Origin of the sequence: Brevibacillus formosus, from assembly GCF_003013405.1 — a bacterium.
Classification (GTDB): Bacteria; Bacillota; Bacilli; order Brevibacillales; family Brevibacillaceae; genus Brevibacillus; species Brevibacillus formosus.
This window is the reverse complement of sequence record NZ_PXZL01000013.1, coordinates 609,442-632,380: the sequence shown is the minus strand read 5'-3', so window position 1 is coordinate 632,380 and position 22,939 is coordinate 609,442. Positions and strand designations below refer to the sequence as shown.

Annotated in this window: 20 protein-coding genes; 3 read left to right on the top strand and 17 right to left on the bottom strand. The window is 46.3% G+C overall.

All coding sequences use genetic code 11. The annotated features are described in order from the left end of the window. Positions 1 to 48: 48 nt before the first annotated feature. The 5 genes from C7R91_RS15670 to C7R91_RS15650 all read right to left on the bottom strand — a co-directional run bounded on the left by C7R91_RS15670 (position 49) and on the right by C7R91_RS15650 (position 5,068). The gene (locus C7R91_RS15670) at positions 49 to 1,044 is read right to left on the bottom strand and encodes an aliphatic sulfonate ABC transporter substrate-binding protein (RefSeq protein ID WP_047069217.1); all 996 of its coding nucleotides are present in this window, start codon (positions 1,042 to 1,044) and stop codon (positions 49 to 51) included. A gap of 28 nt (positions 1,045 to 1,072) precedes the next feature. Next, complete coding sequence (locus tag C7R91_RS15665; RefSeq protein WP_047069216.1) at positions 1,073 to 1,828, bottom strand: ABC transporter permease; 756 nt, start codon at positions 1,826 to 1,828, stop codon at positions 1,073 to 1,075. Beyond that, positions 1,761 to 2,603, bottom strand: a complete 843-nt coding sequence (locus tag C7R91_RS15660; RefSeq protein WP_047069215.1) for an ABC transporter ATP-binding protein — start codon at positions 2,601 to 2,603, stop codon at positions 1,761 to 1,763. The genes C7R91_RS15665 and C7R91_RS15660 overlap by 68 nt, the downstream gene beginning before the upstream one ends. A gap of 184 nt (positions 2,604 to 2,787) precedes the next feature. After that, positions 2,788 to 4,272: an amidohydrolase family protein gene (locus C7R91_RS15655; RefSeq protein WP_174769352.1), complete on the bottom strand. Its 1,485-nt coding sequence runs from the start codon at positions 4,270 to 4,272 to the stop codon at positions 2,788 to 2,790. Positions 4,273 to 4,456: 184 nt separating this feature from the next. After that, positions 4,457 to 5,068 (bottom strand): DedA family protein, encoded by a 612-nt coding sequence (locus C7R91_RS15650; protein WP_047069214.1) that lies wholly within the window; start codon positions 5,066 to 5,068, stop codon positions 4,457 to 4,459. Between the two features lie 254 nt (positions 5,069 to 5,322). Between C7R91_RS15650 and C7R91_RS15645 the strand changes: the two genes are divergently transcribed. Further along, entirely contained in the window at positions 5,323 to 6,147 is an 825-nt protein-coding gene (locus tag C7R91_RS15645; protein WP_047069213.1) for a hypothetical protein, read from the top strand. A 74-nt stretch (positions 6,148 to 6,221) separates the two neighbouring features. On the opposite strand, the gene C7R91_RS15640 is transcribed toward C7R91_RS15645, so the two are convergent. After that, positions 6,222 to 6,734: a GNAT family N-acetyltransferase gene (locus C7R91_RS15640; RefSeq protein WP_047069212.1), complete on the bottom strand. Its 513-nt coding sequence runs from the start codon at positions 6,732 to 6,734 to the stop codon at positions 6,222 to 6,224. 248 nt (positions 6,735 to 6,982) lie between these two features. Between C7R91_RS15640 and C7R91_RS15635 the strand changes: the two genes are divergently transcribed. Further along, positions 6,983 to 8,728: a cysteine desulfurase-like protein gene (locus C7R91_RS15635; protein ID WP_083995043.1), complete on the top strand. Its 1,746-nt coding sequence runs from the start codon at positions 6,983 to 6,985 to the stop codon at positions 8,726 to 8,728. Between the two features lie 40 nt (positions 8,729 to 8,768). On the opposite strand, the gene C7R91_RS15630 is transcribed toward C7R91_RS15635, so the two are convergent. The 11 genes from C7R91_RS15630 to cyoE all read right to left on the bottom strand — a co-directional run bounded on the left by C7R91_RS15630 (position 8,769) and on the right by cyoE (position 22,148). Beyond that, a complete protein-coding gene (locus tag C7R91_RS15630) occupies positions 8,769 to 10,376 on the bottom strand; it encodes a SagB family peptide dehydrogenase (RefSeq protein WP_047069211.1) in 1,608 nt (535 codons plus the stop codon). Between the two features lie 22 nt (positions 10,377 to 10,398). After that, positions 10,399 to 12,339: a TOMM precursor leader peptide-binding protein gene (locus C7R91_RS15625; RefSeq protein WP_047069210.1), complete on the bottom strand. Its 1,941-nt coding sequence runs from the start codon at positions 12,337 to 12,339 to the stop codon at positions 10,399 to 10,401. After that, entirely contained in the window at positions 12,336 to 14,258 is a 1,923-nt protein-coding gene (locus C7R91_RS15620; RefSeq protein WP_236697850.1) for a putative thiazole-containing bacteriocin maturation protein, read from the bottom strand. The genes C7R91_RS15625 and C7R91_RS15620 overlap by 4 nt, the downstream gene beginning before the upstream one ends. Positions 14,259 to 14,444: 186 nt before the next feature. Beyond that, complete coding sequence (locus C7R91_RS15615; RefSeq protein WP_083995042.1) at positions 14,445 to 14,699, bottom strand: heterocycloanthracin/sonorensin family bacteriocin; 255 nt, start codon at positions 14,697 to 14,699, stop codon at positions 14,445 to 14,447. Between the two features lie 349 nt (positions 14,700 to 15,048). Beyond that, complete coding sequence (gene nikE / locus C7R91_RS15610; protein ID WP_047069206.1) at positions 15,049 to 15,867, bottom strand: nickel import ATP-binding protein NikE; 819 nt, start codon at positions 15,865 to 15,867, stop codon at positions 15,049 to 15,051. A 62-nt stretch (positions 15,868 to 15,929) separates the two neighbouring features. Continuing rightward, positions 15,930 to 16,754, bottom strand: coding sequence for an ABC transporter ATP-binding protein (locus C7R91_RS15605; protein ID WP_047069205.1), 825 nt, complete (start codon positions 16,752 to 16,754; stop codon positions 15,930 to 15,932). Positions 16,755 to 16,772: 18 nt separating this feature from the next. After that, positions 16,773 to 17,606, bottom strand: coding sequence for a nickel ABC transporter permease subunit NikC (nikC, locus tag C7R91_RS15600; protein WP_047069204.1), 834 nt, complete (start codon positions 17,604 to 17,606; stop codon positions 16,773 to 16,775). Next, positions 17,603 to 18,547 (bottom strand): nickel ABC transporter permease subunit NikB, encoded by a 945-nt coding sequence (gene nikB / locus C7R91_RS15595; RefSeq protein ID WP_047069202.1) that lies wholly within the window; start codon positions 18,545 to 18,547, stop codon positions 17,603 to 17,605. Before nikB ends, nikC begins: the two co-directional genes overlap by 4 nt. 18 nt (positions 18,548 to 18,565) lie before the next feature. After that, positions 18,566 to 20,191: a nickel ABC transporter substrate-binding protein gene (nikA, locus tag C7R91_RS15590; RefSeq protein WP_047069201.1), complete on the bottom strand. Its 1,626-nt coding sequence runs from the start codon at positions 20,189 to 20,191 to the stop codon at positions 18,566 to 18,568. 164 nt (positions 20,192 to 20,355) lie between these two features. Beyond that, the gene (locus C7R91_RS15585) at positions 20,356 to 21,066 is read right to left on the bottom strand and encodes an alpha/beta hydrolase (RefSeq protein WP_047069200.1); all 711 of its coding nucleotides are present in this window, start codon (positions 21,064 to 21,066) and stop codon (positions 20,356 to 20,358) included. Positions 21,067 to 21,230: 164 nt separating this feature from the next. Then, positions 21,231 to 22,148, bottom strand: coding sequence for a heme o synthase (gene cyoE / locus C7R91_RS15580; protein WP_047069199.1), 918 nt, complete (start codon positions 22,146 to 22,148; stop codon positions 21,231 to 21,233). A 180-nt stretch (positions 22,149 to 22,328) separates the two neighbouring features. Between cyoE and C7R91_RS15575 the strand changes: the two genes are divergently transcribed. Further along, positions 22,329 to 22,928: a TetR/AcrR family transcriptional regulator gene (locus C7R91_RS15575; protein ID WP_047069198.1), complete on the top strand. Its 600-nt coding sequence runs from the start codon at positions 22,329 to 22,331 to the stop codon at positions 22,926 to 22,928. Positions 22,929 to 22,939: the final 11 nt, after the last annotated feature.

Genomic DNA, 22,939 nt, shown 5'->3' with positions numbered 1-22,939 from the left:
TTCAACCCCTCATTCCTCCTGCTGAATCTCCCTCCTTCTCGCCCGATATTATTTCGCTGCTTCTAAGTATTTCAAATCGATCAAGCCATCGATTTTATTACTGGAAATATAGCCGGCTTCCTGGCTAATATCTGCCATTTCCTGAATAACTTTTTCATTGACCGCCGTTGTTACTTCCAAACGGGAAAAAGCTGCCTGCACTTCTTTTTTGCTCAGCTCTTTGCCAGTCAGACTTTTCAAATGCTTGATGATCAGGTCTTGGCTTTCTTCGGGATTTTCCTGAATGAATTTGACTGCCTTTTTATGTGCTTGCAGGTAGGCGGTTGCCAATCCTTCTCGTTTCAAAAATTCATCGCTGGCTGCTACCACGGTATTGGTTGATTCTTTCCCCCAAGCGAATTGATCCCAGTCCAAAAGCAATTTTCCTCCCGCCTGATTTTCCAGTACATATCCCCACGGCTCCTGCGTTGCAGCACCGTCAACGGATTTTTGTACAAATAATGCTGCCGTATCTGCCGGAGCCGCCGCATACAGTTCCACATCGCCACCATTCGTCGTCGGTTTCAGTCCAACCTCATTCAGTGCTTTTCTTAGCATGACATCCTGTGTGCTGCCGATTACCGGAATCGCGATTTTTTTGCCTTTTACATCTTTTAGTTCCGTAATAGTGGTTGAACCATTCATGACGAGGACTGCTCCGCCATTGACCGCACCTGAAATCAAGCGATATCCGGGATGCTTGACATAAAAGTTCAACAGTGGTCCTGGTCCGACTGTCCCTACATCAATTGCTTTGGTAGCCATCGCTTCCATAAACAATCCGCCATTGGTGACCGTTTTTGTTTGAATCTTCATATCAGCACCGAAGGCTTCCTTAAAATAGCCTTTTTCCAGTGCAATGATCGTTGCGCTGTGGGTCAGATTTGGGAAATATCCGATCTTTATTTCCTTCTCAGAGGACCCTGCTCCGCCTGTAGAGCACCCGCTCGCAACCCCCATCAATAATAGGGATGCGACAACGGTACTGAACAATTTTTTAAGCATGTGACACACTCCTTCGCTATTTGTCGTTTTATGAATGAACTCCCCACTTCATCTGAACGTTGCGTTCGATCCGTGAAAAGACAACATTGTCGACGATGGTACCGATGATCGCAATAATGATCATGACAGATATCACCAAATCCATTTGTCCAAGTGAACGTCCCATCTCGAGCAATTGACCGAGACCACCGCCACCCCCGAGCAGCTCACCAGCCATGAGTGCCCGCCAGGAAAATGCCCAAGCAATTCGAAGCCCAGAGATGATTTGCGGTACGGATGCAGGAAGAATCACCGTTCGTACAAAGTGAAAGCCAGTCGAACCGTAAGTCCTGGCTACCCGCTGATATAGCGGCGGGACATTTTTGAAACCGCTGGTCGCGTTTACCGTCATCGTCCAGGTCGCCCCGATCGTCACGATGAACAGAATGGAAAAGTCATTTAAGCCAAACCAGATAATGGCAAGCGGGAACCAGACAATGCTCGGGATGGATTGAAGCGCCGTCACGACAAAGCCGAGCGTATCTTCTACGAGTTTGTATCTCCAAATGAAGTAGCCCAATATCAGACCGACGATAATGGCAATGAGAAAGCCCAACAGGATTCGTCCCATGCTTTTTCCAATCGCGGCGGTAATTTGCCCGCTTATCAAGCCATTTACGAGTGTTTCGAAAACCTGGGTCAAGCTGGGAAACATGAACGATGGCAGTCCAGATAATTTAGATGTGACTTCCCAGATCCCCGCTATCATAGCGATGAAGATGACCCGTCTTAAAGCTGTAGTCATTGCCCATTTCCTCCTTCAGCACCTTTTCTATCTCTTCTTGCAGGATCGACAGCACCTTCTGCTCTGTGTTTACTGTCACACTGTCCGGCATGACTCCATCGCGCATAGCAGGAACCGCAATGATTTCCTTGATTTTTCCGGGGCGTGTGGCAAAAACGACGATCCTCTCCGCAAGCTGAACAGCCTCCCGGATATTATGGGTGACGAAAAAAATCGTGACCTTGGTCGTCCGCCAAATCTCAAGCAACTCCTTATGAAGAACCATCCGCGTCTGTTCATCCAGCGCCGAGAAAGGTTCATCCATCAGCAAAATGTCGGGTTCCATGACAAGTGCCCGAGCTATGGCTACACGTTGCTTCATCCCGCCTGAGAGCTGATGGGGATAGGAATGAACATACTTGCTTAAATGGACCATTTTGAGCACTTCCAGGGCCTTTTCGTTGGCTTTCGCTGTAGACATTTTCTTCAACTTGAGCCCGTATGTAACATTTTCCAAAACGGTCAGCCATGGAAATAATCCTGCTTCTTGAAAAACGACAACTCTGTCGGGCCCGGGCTTATTCACTTTGTTGCCAGCAACGTGTATGTCACCGCTATCAGGTTGATCCAATCCCGCTATCAAGTAGAGCAGCGTCGATTTTCCACAGCCAGAGGGGCCGACAATGGAAACGAAGCTGCCCTTTTCCACTTCAAGATTGATATCATCCAGCACCTTTACTTTTTGTTTCTGCTCATTCACAAAATGTTTCGTAACATTATCAATAGTCAGATACATGGCTGCACCTCTTTATTCCAACTTTGTCGATGGGGATTATGAAATAAATAATGATTAATCCTATCGTTTTTGTCAACTATAATCCAATAAAAAAGGGAAGGCGGCGGGCACCTTCTCCTATTCAATGCACTATCCAAGTTTTATGTGCAGCATAACACCTCACCTACTTTACTACTTTTTTCCCCTACAACTTCGTCGGATCAAATCTTCTCTCATCCAAATAAGCTCGCGCATGCCCCCAGAAATACTTGCTTGGCTGCATGTAGGTTTCCAGACCTGCCCGCTCGATCGTGCGATTCGCCTCTTCATTCGCTTCTTTGAGGATTTGCTTTTCATCCACAGTCAACACACGACGCTCGTCCATAATTAGTTCCCCATCGACAATGACATGGTTCACATCTCCGCCGACTGCCTGATAGACGACACGATGGACATGCATGTTCTCCGGATTCAAGTGGGCCTGATGCATATTTACAGTAATGACGTCCGCTTTTTTACCAGCCTCAAGCGACCCCAGCTCGTCATCCCAGCCGACACAGCGTGCCGCATCAATCGTGACCATTTCCAGCAGCTTGCCCGGCGGGAGGTAATAATAGTCACGCAGCGCCGCTTGTTGCAGCAGTTGCATTCTGCGCATAGCCTGGAACATGTCAAAAGGAGTCATCGGCGAGGTGCCGTCTGTGGTGATCGCAACAGTCGCTCCCATCTCCAGCAATTCCGTAATCGGGGTGCGTGCATTAATTTGACCAAAACCAGGAGAAGCACTCACATTCGTTCCTGTTTCGGCCAAAATTTTCGCCTCGTCAAAAGAAATTCCCCGACAATGCTGCAAGTGTACGTCTGGGCCGAGCAGCGCGTACTCTTTGTCTTGAATCGCGAGGTGAATCATGCCTCCAAAAGCATCGGAATGGATGCGCGTGTCGTACTTTTTCGCAATCTCCCTGATTTTCCGGGCTTGGTAACGGTCGAAATCCGTTAGGCCAAACAATTGGTCAGCTGGCGTCGGATAGGACGGATTGACAGAGGTCACGATGACAAATGGAGTTATATAAGCTCTGGTTTTATCGTGATTCGCGTGATTTAGTGCTTCGATCACTGCTTCTGCTCCAGCGAGAACCTGCTCATACGTGACTTCCTTCGTTACTTTTTGTCCATCGACCCAGCGGCTGAAGGGATGCGGCCACGGTGGGTTGCATGGACCTGTCGCTACGATTTCACGAACGCCAACCTCGTTGTACGCTTTGGCGTGATTCAAAGCAAAGATCGGATCATCTGAGCGTGGCATCGAGCCTAGTACGCTAACCCCTGTCGTAATTCCAGCCTTTAGCCGCTCCAACGCTGACAGCTTTCCCTCGTAGTACCAGAAATCGTCTGTCACGTAGTGTTTATAAGTGTTGGTCATGATTGGCATCCAGTCGTTGATATTGTCCGTCGCAATCGTTTTGAATAACGAATGTCCGCCATGACCATGTGCGTCAACGAAGCCTGGCAATATACAATGATGCGCGCAGTCAACTACCTTTTGCGCGGGATACTTGTCTTTTAGAAGCGGAGTGTCGCCTACCTCCAAAATTCTTCCTTTATCAATGGCGACTGCCCCGTCCTGTAATACCCGACGGTCTTTGTCCATGGTAATGACTACCCCGTTTACAAGTAACAAATCGATCAAGATGCATCTCCCCCAGCCTCAAATATAAGGGCGGTGCCCATAACACCTACTCCCCCTCCCTACACCTTAGCTCAATTTTGGCATCTTGTATTTGCAAGAAAATTACGACTTTTTATAATATGTTTACCTTTAGGTTCCAAATGGAAAAACCACCTTCCCTTGAAAGAAAGATGGTTTGAAGGTTTTAGGCATCCGCTTTTCGGTTGCGGAGGAAAAAAATGAGGAACGCTACCCCCGCAAATGCGAGTACAACATAAACGACATTGGAATAGAGATCGAAGTAGTACAGAATGTCTTCCCACGATTCCCCCAATAAGTGACCAGCCATCACGAGGACGATGTTCCAAATAAACGTACCAAGTGTTGTAAACAACAAAAACAGCGGGAAATTCATTTTGGTCATACCTGCTGGAATGGAAATCAGGCTTCTGATTAATGGGACCATACGGCAAAAAAAGATCGTCCAGTATCCGTATCGGTCGAACCATTCATTCGCTTTATGGATATCTGCCGGTTTAATCCGCAGAATATGCCCCCATCTCGCTACGATCTTCTCTATTTTTTTGACGTCTAGGTAATAACCGATTCCATAGAGAATGATTGCCCCGATTACCGAACCGATTGTAGCTGACATGATTACGCCAAAAACCGTTAAGGATGATTGCGTTGTCATAAATCCACCGAACGTCAAGATCACCTCAGAAGGTATGGGTGGAAAGATGTTTTCCAGTGCCATCATCAGTAAGATACCGAAGTAACTATATTGTTCAATAATTTGGGTCATCCAGTTCTGCATGCTATCCCTCACAATTATTTACCAATGCTTATCTCTCCAGTATAGAGACACGCGTTGCATAGTTCAATGAAAAGCGATCATCTTTTCCTTTATTTCAATACGAAAGAAGGAAGTCTTGGGTTACCTTTCCTTTGAAAATTTTCATTTTAAATATTTCTGAACAAAAAACATTGCAAAGGGAGGGAATATATGGAATATTAAAAAGGTGCCTCCATGCACATTTTTTAAAAATGAATCGTGAGGAGGTGAACTGTGTGTTTCGCAAGATTGTCCATTCACTCGTATGTTTTCTACTGGTTATAACGGCTGGCGCCGTGAATGTAAACGCTGCGCAACCAAAAGCAACCGGCATGTTTTTCATTGACAAACCATTCAAGAAAGAAGGACTTCGGTTTCAAGTGACCGTTACCGAAATCGACAATCCAAAATATGATTCACCAACGTACCACGTAAATACGATTGTCACCAATATTTCGCGGAAACCAATCACATACACGACTGGTCATTGCTATGGTGTAACAACACGACTAGAAGCGTATGCCTCTGGAGACTCTTGGGAGCTTCCTTACCCTGAAAGTGAACCTGCATGTCCCACGGTCATCCAGGAAAAAACCTTAAAGCCCGGGAGAACTATCGAGCAAGATGAATATTTCCGAACAGACGAACTGCCGGATGGTCTTACGCCAGACTCTTTTGAATTGAATTCTTCCGTACGCATCCTCGTTGGACCCGAAGATGAACGTAAAGAGGAATTCGTAAAGATGCAGACGAAACTTCTTCCAGGGCTATCCCTCAATCCAGATGAGATCGAGCTCCAGGCTGAATCAAGTGTACTCCCTAAATCGTATTACGAACTCAAAGTGACAGGGAAAGCCTCCAATAACGATATCAAACGCGTAACGATTCAGGTCTTTAATACGGTCATTACGTTGCGAATCGACTCGAAGTCAGGAGAGTTCTCCACGAAGAAAAAAGTAAAAGCAAAAGGCCCGTCCCTTCAATCAGGTGTACTCGAGGTTACGTATAACGATGGCACGAAGCATACCTACAACGTTCCCATAGAAAATTCCAGTAACTGATGTTCTCCACGAAAAAAAGGACCGCCATGTGTGCGTCCTTTTTTCGTGTGAAACCCTGCTGCTGTTCTTCCGTGCTATTCCTTCTGCCTAGACCAGTAAATCATTGTGTCGTCCCTCTTTATTTCGGTAAAGTTCATTTTGACTAATAATTTTGCCGAATCTATGTTATCTAGCAAGCACTTCGCCGTAATCTTTTTCACATCTGGCTGCAACAATGCCCAATTCGCTAAGCCTTCAGCCGCCTCGTACGCGTAGCCTTTTTTTCGCTCGGCTTCAATAATTCCATAGCCGATGTCTACTTCTCCCTCCGCATTCGGTACTCCTTTGAACCCTGCATCCCCGATGATCTTCCTGCCAGCCTTTGTAATAATCATCCACGATTCAAATCCTGTCGGTTCCCCTGTGAGTTCGAGTGCTTTGATGATTTTGGGTATCGTTTCAATCGCATCCTCATCAGGCCAGCCTTCGCCTAATGTAAGCCCCATATCCAATAACTCTTCGTAATCTTCTTGCAAAATATTCGTCGCTATTCTATGTGTAAATGGAATCAATATAAGCCGTTGTGTATGAATACTTTTTTCATTCACGGATAGGTACCCCTTCCTCTTTTCTTTATTGTCGGTGTTTTTTTCAGAAAGGGTCTATTCCTACACCTCAGCTACTCTTTCAATACTCCGATAGGAAGAATCACTCGGGCACCACCATTATAGCATGATTTTCCATCCCTTTTTCTTAGAACGAATGGAAGATTGATTAATTGGAATCTTTTCCGAATAATGAGAGATAACGAATGAGGATGGACACCACGGAAATCCAGTTGGTAAGGAGTGAGAACATGTCCACAACACTTAACACTGAGCTTGTCCGCATTCAGCCCTGGGCGGATGACGATCTTCCCTTGCTGCGTCTTTTGAATGCCCCAGCCATGATGGAGCAGCTTGGAGGCCCAGAGACGGAGGAGCAGCTCCTTGCTCGGCACGAACGATACGTCAATAAGGACGGACAGCTTACGAGCAAGATGTTCAGCATCGTACTGCTGCCAGATAACACCCCTGTCGGAAGCATCGGCTATTGGGACCGCATCTGGCAAGGAGAAAACGTATACGAAGTAGGTTGGAGCGTCCTGCCCCCCTTTCAAGGGAAAGGAATTGCCTCTGCGGCTTTAGCCTTACTCATCACACGCATCAACCAAGAACGAAGACATAAGTTTATTCATGCCTATCCCTCCGTGGACAACCCTGCCTCGAATGCCATTTGCCGTAAGCTTGGTTTCACTCTGCAATCAGAATGCGTCTTTGAATACCCTCCTGGAAGTTTAATGCGCTCCAATGATTGGCGATTAGAGGTTGCATCCGGACATTTCCCCATTGAAAAAGTCCGGGAGCAATTCCCCGCACTACAACGAACGTACAAAGACAAGCCAGTTGTTTATCTCGATGGCCCAGGCGGCTCACAAGTCGTAAAATCCTCCATGGACGCGATCTATCGCTATATGGCGAACGGTGGAGCGAATTTACACGGCTCCTTTCCAACGAGCAAGGAGACAGAAGCCATCCTGGCAGATGCCAAGCAAGCCGTAGCAGACCTCTTCCATGTGAGGCCGCTAGAGGTAGCCTTCGGTGCGAATATGACCACCCTGACCTTTGCGATTGCGCGTGCATTAGGTCGACATTGGAAGGAAGGGGATGAGATCATCGTCTCCGAGATGGATCACCGCGCCAATGTAGACCCGTGGCTGACTGTTGCCGCTGATCGCGGAATGACCGTTCGGTGGTTGAAGGTGGATAAAGAGACACTTACGTTACAACTAGATGAACTCGATACCCTCCTTACTTCCCGAACCAGACTTGTGGCAGTCGGGCTTGCTTCCAATGCTGTCGGAACGATCCATGATCTCGCTGCCATTTCCCAAAAAGCGCGCGCAAAAGGAGTCGTTGTTGCTGTCGACGCCGTGCATGCGGTCCCTCACTTCTCTATCCATCGTGACGAGATCGGAGCCGATATCCTCCTCTGCTCCGCCTACAAGTTTTTTGGCCCACATGTAGGAATCGCTGTCATCCGCAAAGAAATTTTTGAAGCACTCGATGTTTACAAATTGGTTCCTGCCCCCTCTTCTTATCCAGATAAACTGGAGACCGGAACACAGAATCATGAAGGGATCGCAGGAATCAGACCCGCTATCGAATTTGTTGCGTCGCTTGGTCTCGGTGATAACTTCCCAGACAAAATCCGTTCTGGTTACGAGGTGATCGAAGCTTATGAAAATCAGCTGGCAGAAAAACTGCGAAAAGAACTAGGCGCAATGAAGGGTGTCACCATCTATCAAGCGGGTGAAGATGTACCGAAAACACCGACGATCGCTTTTCGAATTGAAGGGTTTTCTCCCCAAGAAATATGTGAGCGATTGTGTGAGGAGCATAGCATATTCGTTGCGGACGGGGACTTCTATGCGACAACACTCGCCAACGGTTTGGGAATCAATGAAAGTGGCGGCTGGATACGAGCGGGGCTGGCACCGTACAATACCCGCGAGGAAATTGATCGTTTCATTCAAGGTATCAAAGCCATTATACGAGCATAATACAAGACCCGGGTCAACGCGACTCGGGCCTTTTACGTTTTTATCCATGAAGCCCGGTCTGAAATCTGGCGCGGGGGCGATAGTGCCCGACCGGAATTTGAATCAAGCAGGTTTTCTCTTCGGTCTCCAGGTTGTAAAGATCATCACAATTCTCCACGTCAAATCCGAGTAGCGGGTGACCGCCCATTCCACACGTGAACGCTGCCAAAAGCAAGTGATGCACGACGATTCCCGCCTCCATCTGTTGGATGCGATATCCTCTAAACCCTAGCTGATTGATCAAATGATCGCGTTTACCCGCCACATGAAAGCATAGCGGCACTTGATACAAATTCACATTGTCCAGGGTCATTCCGTCTTGCAGGCGTGCTCGCACATCCCCATAGACAATCGGATAAAGAGCGTGTTCCATTGGTTCGTAGGCATATGCCCCATCTTGTAGCCCTTCTACCTGATGGATGCTTACAAGGAGAGAAAGCATTTCCCACGCTGCTTCTTGATTATTTCCCAAATCATTGCCGTACGATAGAGCACTCATCGTCATTTCCACGATACGCGCTACCTGATTCTGGTTTGTTTTCTTTCTGACAAAGTCCATTTCTGGTGAAAAACGCTCCCGACAGTATTGCGCCAGATCATAGGTCGGTTTCTCCAAACGCGGGAGTAGGATTCGCTCATCGAAACGACGAGTCTCCTTGCTTTCAAAGTGATCCGAATATCGTCTCATTGCATGGGTAGATTCCTGCGCGGCAGCTTCATTCATTTGCAGCAGCGCAGGATATTGCCTCATTCTTTTTGAGCGCATCACATGCACATGCTTTTGCTCAGGCAGTGCTCTGATTAGCTCGCTTGCCGTCTCCTCTCCTCGTTCTGTCCATGGTGCCGGTGAGTGCGAATGCCTCTCCCCTTCTGCTTGAAGTGATAAGGGAACTACCGCGTATACACTCTCTTGATCGGCAGACAATCCTAGCAGTGCATTTATCGCTCTATCGAGGTACTGGTAATGTACCGCGGTCGTCACACCGAACTGGTTTGCCATTTCCTGCAATTGTCCCAGCAGTACACCAGCATCGAGGCCCTGCAATCGATAGGAAAACTCATCGTACTTAAAAAAGTTCTTCCAAAAATAGATGGATACGAACGCAACTCCAAAGCATGCATGTACTGGACAACTGCCACCAAGTGCTCGGCTAAGGACATGGTCAAAATTCCCTTCGTGCAATTGGACGAGTCTATGATGGGCCACATCGTAGTGGTATAGACCTGGCGGAATACTCGACAGCTTCAAATACACATACAGCTCACTCGGGTAGAGTCCTCCACCTGACGGAACCGGTCTCCGATTGGTTACAAGCGGCAAAAACGACTCAGATTCTGCATCTGCCGAGGTCGTGGTTAACAACGATTGGCTGATTTGGATCAGTCCGTAGCTATACCATAGCCAAGCGCCCAATTGAGGAAGAGACATCTCTTGTGAAACCGTTTGATCTACGAGTGATAAAGGAACATCTTCTGGCAGTGGAATGACAGGTAGTCCCCTGTACACTTTGTATGTCAGTGGCGCATCCCCCCAATCCACTTCAAGATCACTTGACCTGGCGTTTTCTATATCAAAATGAAGGCGGTACAAGAAATTTTCGAGGCTCATCCGGCTCACTCCCAGATGCATGTTATGGAAACGGATGCGGAAAAGGATTCAACTCGTCTACACGCAGCGGTTGATTCGCGTAACCCAGTTTCACAGGGACCTCCAATACTCTTTTCAACCCCGTTACTCGCGTGAGATGATGGCCAAAAGTCATCGGGAGCATGCCAGGAATCAATACGCGCACGCAAGATAAGCCGTGCCGCCCTACCTCTGGTGTCGTTTGATCCACCACAATGACATCGAGATCTAACTTTTGGAACACACCGAGCAACTCCCGCAAATCGTCCGTCAGATCACGATTTTGGTTTCGTTTAGGGAATTGTTCAGCGAAAGAGACCATTGGACGTGAATCATCCATGAGAAAGGATAAGCGCTCCGCTGCTTCCGGCAAGCTGTAAAGCATCGCATGATCGTCCATCTTTTTCACCAAGGACGAATCTTGAAGCATGCGCAAGTATTTGTCTCGATTCGCTTCGTATTTGTCTGTCAAAGGCATGAGCATAGCAGCCGTTTCGAAAATGGAGCTTTTTACAGCGCGGATGGGGTCAGGATGCGCTCCTGCTGCACAAACGAAGTGCAGGCCTTCCGCTCTCCGATTTTTCGCAATCGTCCATACAGCAGGTATTCCATTTTCCATGGTCGCATCGAACAAGTACAAATCGTAATCGGTAACGGTCTGCATCCGATCGATCAACAGAAGCAATTCCCGATCATCGACCGTAGTCGGATCGAGGCGTGGCAATGGCAATTGGGCATACCAGGTCAACAAGAAAGCATCTCGCTCCACCACTTCGAGGATGCCGTAAAAGATCGCCTCCTCCAAACTGCCGCCTAATGCACAGCCATTGGAGGTCTCAAATACAACTCCCTCCCCGAATCCCATACTGTAGTAGGCCATGAGTTCGGGTACAAGAATGGGTCGCTCTTCTTTAAAAGAATACCCCCATACCCAGTTCATTTCCCGTTTGGGATCAAACGGCTGAAACGGAAAATCAGGCAGGGCATACTGCTCTTCTGAATGGGTTCCCGCCGTCGTCGGATCAAGGGCATGCGAAGCAAGGTTGGCATAGCAGTCGCGTACCATCGTCCTCTTTCCACGCGGCATCAGCCCGCAATATCTTTCCATTCCTTCCAAAATCGCCGTTATCTCACTATCCGCGTAGGAAACAGACCTGCCGGCCGTACCCTCATCATGGGAAAATAACGGCAGATTGACACTTACATCTGCGAACACAGAGACAAGATCACGTGCTTTCCCATTCAAAAATCCAGTACGGGAATCTAAAAATTCGGTGGAGAGAGCTTGTTTTAAATCGGCGATGGATTTGGTCCGATAGCTGTCTAGACTTTGCTTTATGATAGGCTTCAAGCGAATTCTCGCCTGCTCTTCGGAATCCTCGGGCAGCTGACTGCATACCGGACATAACGGATTCGGCAAAAAGAAGTGACGCGTGCTTGTCAATGTTTGTAAATCAATGAATTGGATATGCTCTGACAACTGGGCTTGCCTGCCTTCAAAAATACGATCAACCTCCGTGCTTACATGGTATGCCGCCTGTAACAATCCAGAGCGGGATGCCCACGGGTCACGCAGTATGCCGCCTTTTTCACTCAGCATGTGTTGTACCTTCCACATCTCTTTGCGATCGCGTCCCGCCATCAGTCGCCGCATATCTGCACACTGGGAGCACCCTGTTTGACCTGGACGAACCAACGGACCTACGATGGCCTCCCCAAATGAAACAAAACCGCGCAGCCATGGAATGTTAGCTTGTCGAAAGTTTTTTTCTGCCTGCAAATGCAAAGCGGGATGATAAGTATCGTGCAAAAGGAGAGCCAAATCTGCTACGCTTGTCGCAGACTCCATGTTTTCACTGCGCCACACATGATAGTCCTTCCTCAAACGTTCCGAAACCAGCTCTGCCAGTACTCCGTCTCCAATGATAAGAATGTCAGCGCTCATCGAGGCACCTCCTGCGAGAGCAGCAAGGCGAACACTCCGCCAAGGTCTTCTTCCAGGAAAGGCTCCATCGCGGCATTGATGACCAGCGGAGAAAGGTGATGAAGGGTCAGCACCTCGACAGCCTGTTTCCAGACTTCTTTTTCCGATTCTTCCTGAACGCTGTTGAGTGCAACCTCGATGGCTTCACCTGCCAATCCAACAGATTGCGCTGTCAGGACATACTTGGACACTTGAGTGGTTGGAGTCTGAATCTGTTGCAAGGCATACATCAGCGCTGATCGTAATGCGTCTCGCTCCTGCAAGCCAATGCTTCCGTACCATCCCGTGCGTGTTCCCACCCAATACACCGGAAATCCGTACACCCCATAGCCCTTTGCAATCGTTGGTTTTTCACCCAATGTAGTAAATGACCGGATATAAAATTGGCATGGTTCATCAGCAATCGTGTCAGCGTGGACAGGTCTCGCTGTTGGTTGTCTCCCTTTCATATCTGCTACATATGTGAGCGTCAAGCAATGCCGCAGTGCGCGATTAAGTCCTTCAGCCGGCGTTTCCCCTGCACCGACTCCGATATTGCCATTTCCTACAGCTGAAAAGGCAGTGTCTATGGTTGCGAGGTGGTTCACCATTCTACCAACGTACAGTTCTGCCCCAAGAAGTCCCGCTTCTCTTCGTGCCTCTTCATGGGTATAACCAGGGCAGACGACTTGCGGCATCAGCTCCGCCGGGCCTTCTGAGACAGGATCGACGGCTGTAACCATACACTGTGTGAGCGGTAATTGCGTGAGCTCGCCTTCCTCCCAGCTGTGAAAAATTCCTGTATCCGATGAGGTCCACGACTGAAACAGAGACTGTAGTCCTTCCTTTGGTTCCGTCATATTGGATAGCCGAGATTCGAGCTCCTTTCTATCCAATACCTCCAGGCTCATCTCTTTATTCACCAGCGGATGGGGCAGGTATGATCGCCAGCCGCCTTCCAGTGTTTCCAGATTCAGTACATACACCTTGTTTTCATCCTCAGCTTCATTGACACCAGTCACATGTTTAAACCATTCGAACACGGCAATATTGGCCAGGATTGCTGCTGCCGTCATTGAAAATGGATGTTGATCGGGATCCGCACATAAAGTCTGTCGGTGCAAACGGCGCCAAGCCGATTCTAAACAAGCTGCTGATTCGGGATGAATCAAAGGTCCTGCTATTCCTTTTTGCATCAGACAAACGGCAGGAACAAATACTTTCTTCCTCCCTCTGCACGCGGAATGAATGACGCTCACTTCATCCTTGTTTACCTGCGCTGAGGTGTACAAAATAGCAGCGAAAGGCTCAATAGCCTCCGACCACTCTGCAATCCCCCACGATGCTGGTTTCAGCTCCCCCAGCTTCACGTGCGGGTCTTTCCTGCGTGTATGCTCGATGATTGCGTCTAATCGCTCACGATTCGTGGGTGCTTCATTCGTGATGACGTAATGGAATTCAACGCAGCCTGATTCCAGCAAGGCATGGACAACGGAAAGAAGAAAGGAACCTGCCCCAACTATCAATACTTTTTCCGTACGATATTTTTGAAATAAATATCCACCCGATCCGCCAAACTGGTCCAAAAATTCAATCTGTTCTCCATAGGCCGACATGATTTCAGGCGAAAGCTCATGCGGCTTCTCTAGACTCATGTCTTGAAGAAATCCATTTTGTAAAAGCGTTCCCGCCACCTGGTATATTTGTTGTTGGTATTCTTCCGGCAAATCGTCGGTTAATTGGGCCAGCGTGTACTCCCCATTAAACATCGGCATGAGCTGGTCAACCCATCGGTCAATCATATCCCCCTTCATTCGAAATGTTCCGATGTTGTTCCGAAAGTATACACTCCCATCTGAATCAGGCAGATAAACCGTATCCCGCTTTACTTTTATGCGCATTGAAGGATTCAGCCTAACCATTCTCCTCCCCCTTATTATGCGAGATCAGCTTTTGCGACATGATGTATCATCGTTATTTTATGTAGAATACGTTGTCTCACATGCCAGCGGGAAAAACAAAACCCCTGCCAAGACGTCATCCTGGCAGGGCGCTTCATTCGGTTTATCGTTCGAAAATATCGCCATTCATACGATAAAGCATGGGAAGAAGCAAGTGCAGCTGCATGGGAAGAAGCAGGAACAGCTACAGGAGCAAGAGCAAGAACAACTACAACGCCCGCAGCGGCCACAACCACATCGGCCGCATCCACATCTACCACATCCGCATCGCCCGCGAACAAGTGTCGCTTCATTCATTTTTTGTTTATCCCAGCGCTGTACTTGATCTGCTTTTATTTCGGAAGCCTTTAGTTTTTTTAGCTCTTTTTTGAATTCATCCATTCATCTTCACCTCCGCCACTTCATGGAGCTACTCTAGATTTATGAAGCGACATTGGGTATTTGTTCCATGATCATGCGCCCATTTTTAAGGCGCTTACTATTTATGCAATGAACGGGATATGTGAAGCAAATTTAACATTTGTCCTTTAATGCCATGTTCAAAGCATTTTTACTCGCTCACCAAGAGTATGTGCAGTCATAATGAACACCTTTGTAATAGGCCATCTAAATAAGCCCAAATAAAAAAAACTTTAAAGCGATGTTTGCCTAAAGTTTTTTAAAGTATTACCTTGCCGATACGGTAGATATATGGTTTCAGTCAATTATTTACCTCATTCTTTTCAGTATGTTAAGTTGGATCTCCGTCTAAAGAAAGAGAACGGTGTCGGGGATGCTCGGAAAGAATGGATGAAATCAGACTTCTCACAGTGGCATGGGAGGAGGCAAAAATTCGATCCTTATCGTCGAACATCTCTACCAATTCCCCTTTTTCGAGTACCGCGAGTCCATCACAAATAGAGTAGGCAGCTTTTATATCGTGCGTGATGAATAGGTATGAAAGCCCGAATACCGATTTTAATTCTCTTAACAAGCCTAAAATGTGGGTTTGATTCACCATGTCCAAGCTACTTACCGATTCATCCAATACAATCATTTTAGGTTTCAAGGCAATTGCCCGCGCGATATTAATTCTTTGGAGCTGTCCTCCGCTAAATTGGTTAGGGTATTTCCGCATGTCCTCTGGATTTAACCCGACCATTTCCAGCAACTCTCCGATTTTTCGTTTTTGCTCGTTCAAGGACAATCTCTCATAGTTATCTAACGGTTCTCCGATAATCCGTTCGGCCGTCATCCGTGGATTTACCGATGAGTAGCAATCTTGAAACACGACTTGAAGATCCCGTCGCAACACTTTACGAGTTTGTATATCCGTGCTATACAGATCGTGACCTTGAAAAAAAACCTGTCCCTGTCGAGGCTTTTCCAATCCCAGAATCACTTTGCCCAATGTACTTTTTCCTGCACCGCTGGTTCCCAGTAGACCCAGACACATTCCTTGTTCAATCGTAAGAGAAATGTCGGAGAGGACGGGCACTCGTCGATCTGACCGCCAAAACAGCCTCGGTACGCCATAAGAATGGGTTACGTCTTTTACCTGAAGCAGCATGCGCTCACCCCCTGTTTCCGTTTTTCATAGAATAGACAGTAAAACCATGCAGGAGAAAATAATTAAACAGATTCCCTATTCAACTGTTGTAAAGGAAAGGCTGGTCTGGCATTCAGCAGTTTTTTCGTATACGCATGCTGAGGATGATCGAACAACTTAAAGACATTCGCCTGCTCTACGATCTGTCCATGCTGCATCACTGCGACTTCGTCAGCCAATTCCGAAATGACACCCAAATCATGGGAAATCAGCATAATCGATGTGCCGTATTCCAGACGCAATCGGTCCAGCTGCCTCAACACTTGCAATTGATTCACCACGTCGAGCGCTGTAGTCGGCTCATCGGCAATCACGACAGATGGTCGCAAGCACATGGAAATGGCTATCATCACCCGTTGTAGCATTCCCCCGCTCAATTGAAAGGGGTACAAGTTCATCAGCTTGGGTGGATCAGGCAAATTCACATCTTCCATGGAAGTGACCGCCAGCTCGATTGCTTGTTTTTTTGTTAGCATGGTATGGGTACGAATCGTTTCAATGAATTGCATACCTATCGTATACACCGGTGTAAAGGCACTCATCGGATTTTGCATGATGAAGGCGATTTCTTTCCCGCGTATACGTCGCATCTCCTCTGCTTTCAAGCCGTTCAGTTCTCGGCCATTCAATTGAATACTGCCTTCTACGATGGTATTTTTCCTGTCCAGAAGTTGCAGGAGGGAGTTGCAGGTGACAGTCTTCCCGCTGCCGCTCTCCCCCACAAGGCCGAGCACTTGACCGCTTTTCAAATCAAAATGAATATCCTGAATCAGAGAAAGCATTCCCTGCTCTGCCTTTACCTTGACATGCAGACCGCTCACCTGCAATACTTTGCGTGGTTCTTCCATCACTGGCCTCATTCCCATTCAAAAACGTCGTTTTACCCCAAATCGTTCCGACAAAGCTTCCCCTAGTACATTGAATGTAATCACGACAAACAAAATCATCAGTCCCGGATACAGCATTAATTCCGGATGACTTCGTATAAAGCTTTTTCCTTCGTGGATCATTGCCCCCCATTCAGGTGTTGGAGGCTGAATGCCCAAGCCCAAAAACGACAGCGCAGAGATGTCCATGATCGCCCATCCCATTTCCAATGTGCCCATCACGAGAATCGGAGGCAGTATATTGGGGATCATGTGCTGCTTGATAATTTTCCATTGCGAAGAGCCGCTAATTCGAGCTGCGATAATAAAATTGCGTTCCTTCAAGCTGACGACCATGCTTCGGAACATCCGGGCATAGTATACCCATTGCACCAGCATCAACGCCAAAACCACCTGTATCAGTCCAGGCCCAAACACTCCGACAATCCCCAATACCAGCACAAGATTCGGAAACGCCATGACCCCTTCGCAAAACCGCATCAGTACTGTATCAATCCAACCGCCTTTGTAACCGGCAATGGTTCCGACGATCAAGCCTATTCCTATCGAGGAAACGAAAATCAAGAAGGCAAACCCCAGCGATATGCGGGCTCCATGCAGAAGACGAGAAAGATTGTCACGTCCCAAATGGTCTGTACCCAGCAAATGCTCAGCGGAAGGGGGCTTCAACTTCATCGCTACATTCACTTTAATTGGATCATGAGGTGATATCCATGGAGCCAAAACGGTAATAATGGCGAAAACCAGTACTAAGACCGAGCATACTGTTATGGTTTTCTGTCCCTTGAGAACGGTCCGTATATGCGGAATCACTGGTCGGTTCTTCCTTTCAAAGAAATTCGGGGATCCATATACAGCTGGACAAGATCAACAATCAGGTTGCACACGATGAACAAACAGGCTGCGAGGAGTACGTAGCATTGGATAACAGGAATATCCCGATTAAAAATCGCCTCGACAAAATAGCGTCCGAACCCCGGCCAGGAAAAAACTTGCTCCACGATAATGGTTCCCGTGAGTAATTTGCCGAAATTCATGCCCAAGCCGGTAATCACCGGTGAAATAGCAATTTTCAACACATGCTTCACCATAATGACTTTTTCTTTAATGCCCCGAGTCCTGGCATATAAGACATACGACTCCTGCAATTGTTCCAACACACTCGCGCGCAGAAGACGGGTATAGATCGCGATCAGTGCCAACGACAACGTCATGGTCGGAAGCACTAGATGCTCCCACGACCCTCTTCCTTCTACAGGAAGCCAGTCCAGTTTGACGGAAAAGAAAAAAATCAATAAGTACCCAAGCCAAAATTGCGGAATGGAAGCGCCGAAAAAAGAGAGCAGCCTGCTGAAATTATCAATCAGGCTGTTTTTATAAACCGCTGACAAAAAACCGAGCGGTATACTAACAATCATGGCGAACAAAATGCTGCTGACGGCGAGTTGAATGGTCGCAGGCATCCGGGCCGTAACCTCACCCCAAACCGGCTCATTCGTAAGATAAGATCTGCCGAAATCAAGTCGGCAAATCTTCATGACAGTTTGAAAATATTGTACGATCAAAGGCTGATCCAAGCCAAATTCATGTCTTTTCTCAGCCAATAACTCCTCAGTCGGATGAATGTGGGCTGCGCTTAAATAAGCCTCAGCCGGGTCCACCGGTGAGATATGGATGAGTACAAACGTGATAAGAATGGCAAAGAGAACAATTGGAATGATAGCGAGAATTCTCTTCCCGATATAGCTGACCATGAGTTGCCTCCCTGCTGATTACTTGCTGATACTAATCCCGTAGAATGGATGTTCATCCCTATTCGCCGGGAAGCTAAAGTCTTTCACATTTTTCTGGTAAACAACCGTTTTCTTGATGTAAGACACCGGAACGATAACTGACTGGTCCTGCAAAGTTCTCAAAATGGAGTTGTAAAGCTGTTCGCGCTTTGCCTCATCCGTTGAGGCAAGGGTTTCTTTTATTTGTTGATCTAATTCTTGTTTCATAGACAAGTGCGAATGTGCTTCCGAAACGCCCCATCCTTTTTCTGCCACAACATTAATGAACGAGTGCGGATCATATGGCGCTCCGTAGTTGTACCAGAAATCCAAGTCAAACTCGCCTGCTTTCCGGCGTTTAATTTGAACCGTCAATTCAAGACCCGTAATGTTAAGTTTAACACCAATCGCTCCCCATTCGGCTTGCATGGTTTCCGCCATCGCTTTTTGAATGGGGTCGGTCTTATCATAGATCAATTCCAACTCAAGCGGTTGACCGTCCTTCTCCCGTACAGTTTTGCCTGCGGGAAGCTTCCATCCGGCTTCATCAAGATAAGCATTCGCTTTCTCCACATTGTATTCGACCTGTTGGACATCCATATTGGTATACGGGAAGTTTTTGGACAAGATGTTGTCCGCCTTCTCCTCCAGACCTAGCGTGATGCCTTCCACCATTGCTTGCTTGTTAAATCCGTGCTGGAGGGCCATGCGTACCCTCAGGTCAGCTAGCTTTTCATTGGAGGTATTCAAAAGCAAGCTTCTCGTTCCGACAGGGTCGGATAACTCCGTCACATATTTTCCCGATTCTTTCAGTTGATTAAAGGAATCCATGCTGATGGCTCCTTCACCATATATCAAATCCAACTCACCTTTTTCAAAAGCCATTACGCGCGTCTCTGCATCGGGAATGATCTTTACGGTTACTTTATCAATCTTTGGACTCTCGCCCCAGTAATTTGGGTTTCGGGTAAACACAGCATATTCGTCTTTCTTGTATTCGGCCAGCACCCACGGGCCGGTCCCAATCGGCTTTTTTAAGCCCTTGGAAGTGTCGCCGTCATCCGGAAAACCCGCTTCACCCAGGAATCGAACCGGACGGACTAGCGCCAAATCCTGCAATGCAGGGTAATAGGGTTCCTTCAAAGTCATTTTGAAAGTTTGCTCGTCCACTACCTCTGTCTTGTCAAGAGCATTAATAACGCCAAGCCAACTATGCAATTTTGGGTTCTTCATTACAGCATCAAAGTTTTTTTTCACAATAGCTGCGTTAAACGGGGTTCCGTCCGAAAATTTTACATTTTGACGGAGCTTGAAGGTATACTCTTTGCCATCCTTCGAGATCGACCATGATTCTGCAAGATAGGGTTCAAGTTTGCCCCCTTCCTTATAGCTAACCAACGGTTCATAGATCATCGATTGAGCAAATAATTGTGAAGGGTTATATGTATGAGGATTCATCGGTCCGACATCCCTCGGCCAAGATAATGTGATTACCTTTTCCGCTGAAGCCGCCTTGTTTTCACCATTTGACTCTGTTTCCTTTTTCGTGCACCCCAATAGAGTTGTTGATAAGAGTAGAATAACAGCTACCATCAATAAAACGGCCTTCTTAGTTGATCCAAACATAAAGTGGTATCTCCATTCTTATATGTTAATAATGATTATCATTTACGTTTATAATAGAGAAGGGCACATTTTATGTCAACAGAAAACATTTTCATAGTTCGATTGACTTAAAATAATGTTGAAATTATATAACTTTTAAGGGAAGCCATTTTGACTTCCCTTAATCATTTAACGTATATATTCTTTTTTAACCATTGTCTGAAATACTGCAATTGTTCCGGAGTATGGAAATAGTGTTCTCCATTCTCCATTACTTGCAAATTACAGTTAAAGCGTTTAGCAAATTCAGATACAATGTCAAACTCACATAAGTTATCTCCTGAACCATAGAGAATGGAAGTCGGATTATTCCAAGCTACAATAGGGTGTTCTTTCACATAACAGTAGTAATCCCAATAGAGAGTTTGTCCAATAGGTGTGGAAATTTCTTTCTCAATTTTTAGTCTACTTTCACTTACGTTAAACCATGTCATCATATTATCTATAATACGTTCCATATTTACCACAGGAGAGAGAAACAAACACTGATTCAATGGCTCATGGCAATATTCTAATAGGCTGAAATATACTCCCATGCTACAAGCAAAAATGCTTATATGATTTGATAACGATTTTGCATATGTCATAATTTTATTAAGGTCTTGAACACAGTTTTGAACTTTACAAAGATAAGTATCATCTTTACGTTCACCATGTTGAGGCAAATCAAAACTAAGAACTTGATAACCTACTGCTGTCGCTTCTTCTGCAAATACAATAATCGAGTCATCTGCCTTATTTGACATGTTACCATGCACAACTATAAATAACTTATCTGATTTGTCCCCCCACAAAATTGCTGGAATATTTCCTATCAATAAATTATGCCTTATCATTACGTCTATCCTCCATGAAAATGTGTTCTTACTCTTTTCAAGCAAAAAAAAATGACACCGATGAGATACTTATCGGGTCATCTTACTTTTATATTATAATATTTTCCAAATCTACATCAATCGATAATTATATACATATTTCGACATACTTAATCTATTCATCTCTACAACTTGAAAATAATCCCCATCAGCGAGTAAATAATCACCGTCGAGAACAGCACCGTCATATGAATCAGCGAATAAATAAACATTGTTTTAGACCATTTCTGTGAATCCATTTTCCGGTATCCAAAAACACTCAGAACCAGCCATAAAACATTCAGGAGCAGGGCCATAAATGTAAGACCAGCGCTTAATGACCAAAATAGAAAACTGCTGGCAATTAAAATGACCAAATAAACATTTGTTTGAATGTAGGTACGTCTTGCACCTTTGACCACAGGCAACATCGGAACCCCAGCCGCCTTGTACTCATCATGCTTGCGAATCGCAATCGCATAGAAGTGAGGCATTTGCCAAATGACCATGATGATAAAGAGACCAAGGATAGCAGGATGCGTGATATCTGGGTGAATGGCAGCCCAACCGATGAGCGGCGGCATCGCGCCAGAAATACTCCCTACCTCCGTGTTGTAAACCGTCCTTCTTTTGGTCCACATCGTATAAGGCACGACATAAAAGAACAGTCCGAGAAAACCCATGATAGCAGCCAACGGTGTTGCCAAGACAAGAGCCACCAAGCCAAAAATCGTCATCAAGGAGGCGAGCCATAAAACAGTCTTCGTTGATATATCCCCTGTCACCGTAGGTCTGTTCTTCGTCCGCTCCATGATCGAATCGATATCGCGATCATACACGTTATTAAAGGCACCCGCTGCACCCATGATTAAAATAGAGCCGATTGTAGCAAATAAGATTTCTGGTAGCTTATCTAAAAGACTGAAGTGATACGTATATAAAGCCAATGTTAATCCGGCAAACATCGGAATCAGATTCGATTTGATAATCCCCGTCTTTACCGTTTGCGCCAAAATATTGGACATAGGCCGATTCCGCGTTGCTACGCTTTCTTCCCTCTGCATTCGTACACTGTCCCCTCTTACTAGATGATCTATATCTATCGTACTCCAAAATAGCATGACATAGTAGACGGTTAAATCCTACAAAACTGCCATTTGTATCTTACATACCGATAAGCATTTAAATACTATATGGAATGTTAATTCTATATGGTATGATTGTCAAGAGAAGGAGGCGGACGAATGAACAGACGCAGATTAACCCAAGCAGAGCGTAAACAGGAAACACGCCAATTGCTCATTGACTCAGCCATTGAGATTTTTGCTCAGTTAGGCTTCCACGGGGCTTCCGTTGATAAAATCGCAGACCATGCTGGTTTTACCAAAGGAGCTGTTTATGCTCATTTTCAGTCCAAAGAAGATCTCTTTCTCGCTATTTTGGAAGGTCAGATGCAATTACATGTGTCGAATATCCATCACGTAATTGATCACCAGCCATCATTATCGCATTTTATAGAAGCCATGGACGCCTATTTTATGTCCGTTCAGCAACAAAATCGTACGTGGAACATGCTGAACCTGGAATTTTTGCTTTATGCCATGCGCGAAGAGTCTGTTCGAAAGCGATGGTCGAACATGATCATCGAGTCGGTACAGCATCTTTCCAAGGCCATACAGACATTGATGCCAAAAGAAAGTGACTCTACTCTATCTGCTGATGAAATGGCATGGACGATTCTTGCTTTAGAGAATGGCATGGCCATCTTTTATTACATAAGCGGCGACCAGATGCCCCTGTCTTTATACGGAAAAGCTTTGCAAAACATGCTATCGTCAAAATAGCGAGTGCCTCA